This is a genomic window from Cobetia sp., assembly GCF_983723665.1.
In genome coordinates, this window is record NZ_CFDJES010000047.1 from 15,712 (window position 1) to 18,003 (window position 2,292).

Annotated in this window: 3 protein-coding genes; 1 reads left to right on the forward strand and 2 read right to left on the reverse strand. The window is 63.7% G+C overall.

What is annotated here, in order from left to right:
- The first annotated feature begins 103 nt into the window (after nucleotides 1-103).
- Complete coding sequence (locus AC4FAH_RS06755; RefSeq protein ID WP_225347422.1) at nucleotides 104-355, forward strand: YheV family putative zinc ribbon protein; 252 nt, start codon at nucleotides 104-106, stop codon at nucleotides 353-355.
- 119 nt (nucleotides 356-474) lie between these two features.
- Here AC4FAH_RS06755 and sodC read toward each other — a convergent pair whose 3' ends face one another.
- Together sodC and metF are read right to left on the reverse strand one after the other, a co-directional pair.
- Nucleotides 475-1,044, reverse strand: coding sequence for a superoxide dismutase family protein (gene sodC / locus AC4FAH_RS06760; RefSeq protein WP_107335816.1), 570 nt, complete (start codon nucleotides 1,042-1,044; stop codon nucleotides 475-477).
- Nucleotides 1,045-1,203: 159 nt separating this feature from the next.
- Complete coding sequence (gene metF, locus AC4FAH_RS06765; RefSeq protein WP_153636696.1) at nucleotides 1,204-2,055, reverse strand: methylenetetrahydrofolate reductase [NAD(P)H]; 852 nt, start codon at nucleotides 2,053-2,055, stop codon at nucleotides 1,204-1,206.
- Between the last annotated feature and the right edge of the window lie 237 nt (nucleotides 2,056-2,292).

Below are 2,292 nucleotides of genomic sequence, written 5' to 3' on the forward strand. Positions count from 1 at the left end.
GACCATGCGCCCCTGACCTTTACCGGTCGGGGGCGTATCATATGGCGCATCATCCGCCCGAGGCGGGATTGCCAGACCTACCCTGACCCTGACTGGAGGCACCATGTCTACCATCAAGCGCTTCATCGCCGGTGCCGTCTGCCCGCGCTGCGGAGCAATGGACCGCCTGCGTACCTGGGAGCAGAACGAGACCCGCTACCGTGACTGCGTGTCCTGCGACTTCTTCGAACAGCAAGCCGTCGAGGAACCGCCGACCCTCGCCGAGATTTCCACGCGCGTGAGCGACCCCCGCGAGACGCCGGCGAGCGATGAGGTTCAGCCGGTGCGCATTCTGGACCCCGGCAAGCTGCACTGACATCTGCTATAGCGCTGCGACATGAAAAAGCCCCGCCAATTGGCGGGGCTTTTTCATGTCATCTCGGCAGGATGATCAATTGATCACAGATCATTTATCACAGGTCAGTCGACCACTCTTCAGTCGACCACACCGCAGGCGACGCGCGAGCCGCCACCGCCCAGCTTGGGCGTATCGGTGTAGTTGTCACCGCCGGAGTGGATCATCAGCGCATGGCCGCTGAGGTCGCTTTCCTTGAGGCGCGGTGCCAGCACCGGCAGCGAGATCTTGCCATCGGCATCGACGCTCAGCGCCGGAAGGTCACCGAGGTGGCCGTCACCGTAGGGCCCCTGGTGGGTACCGGTCTCTTCTGGATCAAAGTGGCTACCTGCCGCGGCCGCGGCGACGGTCTCGCCATCCTTCTCGGCCGGTTCGCAGCTGGCATTGGCATGCAGGTGGAAGCCGTGGATGCCGCTCTCGAGCCCCTCGATCTTCGGCGTCAGCAGCAGACCATCATCGGTATCCTCGGCCATGACACTGCCGACGGACTCACCGACGCCATCACTGCTGACGCGATGCATTTCCACCTCGGTGGCGGCCTGGGCGACGCCGCCGAACAACCAGGCGCCGAGCGCCACCGTCGCGGCGGTCTTGAGGGGCTTTCTGGACGAGGTCGTAAAGGATGCCGTGTGCTGTGTCTCGTGATTCATGAGCAATCTCTCCATCACTGAGGCCGGCGTCACTGCCGACGCCTTGAGTGGCTTGCGGGCCGCTGTCACAAGCGGCTACCCGTCAGACCTCAGGGCGAGCGACGCCACATTCAATGCCGCTTTTCCAATTACTTGTCGCGCGCACCCGGCGCGCGTGACTCAACGAGAAGAGATCCCCAGATTTTCCAGCACCTTGAGACACGGCTCGGCCTGATTGAGGGTATAGAAGTGCAGGCCCGGCGCGCCGCCATCCAGCAGACGCTGACTCATGCGCGAGATCACCTCGGTGCCGAAGGCCTGAAGGCTCTCGCTGTCATCGCCATAGCTCTCGAGCTGCCGGCGGAGCCAGCGCGGGATGTCCGCCCCGCAGGAATCAGAGAAACGCGCCAGCCTGGTGTAGTTGGTGATCGGCATGATCCCCGGGATGATCGGCTGCTGGATGCCGGCGGCACGCGCGCGCTCCACGAAGTGGAAGTAGGCATCGGCATTGAAGAAGTACTGGGTGATGGCGATATCGGCGCCGGCCTGCATCTTGCGCGCGAAGTTCTCGAGATCGCTGTGGTAGTTGTCGGCCTGCGGATGGCACTCCGGATAGGCCGCCACCGCGATCTCGAAGTGATCGCCGGTCTCCTCGCGCACGAACTCGACCAGCTCGTTGGCATAACGCAGCTCGCTGCGCGAGCCCATCCCGGAGGGCAGGTCCCCGCGCAACGCCACCAGGCGCTTGACGCCCTGCTCGCGATATTGCGCCAGGATCTCGCGCAGCTCGCCGCGGTCACTGCCGACACACGACAGGTGCGGCGCGGTACAGATGCCGCTGGCGCTGACCGACTGCACGGTGTTGAAGGTGCGCTCACGCGTGGAGCCACCCGCGCCATAGGTGACGGAGAAGAACTCCGGCTCCAGCGCCGCCAGCTGATCGCGAACCCCCTTGAGCTTTTCACGCCCGGCCTCGGTATTCGGCGGGAAGAATTCGAAGCTGATCCCTGACGGATGTTCGCTTGCACTCATGGGGCGGCCCTCGTGGTCGTCGTGTCCGGCATTGATGTCGTTATCGCCGCACACTTCGCGGTGCGCGTGCAGCAATACACGTCCGGCACGTCACGCCACCGCCCCTGCACTGCATGTCGAGCATTCTGACCGCCGCCGCCGACCCCGGCCAATGAAAGGTTTTCGCCTCAACTTCAATACCATTCATATAAGAAAGTGCGTGTTTATAACCATTGCTGACAGTGGCGTCCTGCCCCT

Bases quoted from the DNA above. Each gene is read 5' to 3' on its own strand.
- AC4FAH_RS06755 (WP_225347422.1), top strand. From the start codon at position 104: ATGTCTACCATCAAGCGCTTCATCGCCGGTGCCGTCTGCCCGCGCTGC.
- sodC (WP_107335816.1), bottom strand. From the start codon at position 1,044: ATGAATCACGAGACACAGCACACGGCATCCTTTACGACCTCGTCCAGA.
- metF (WP_153636696.1), bottom strand. From the start codon at position 2,055: ATGAGTGCAAGCGAACATCCGTCAGGGATCAGCTTCGAATTCTTCCCG.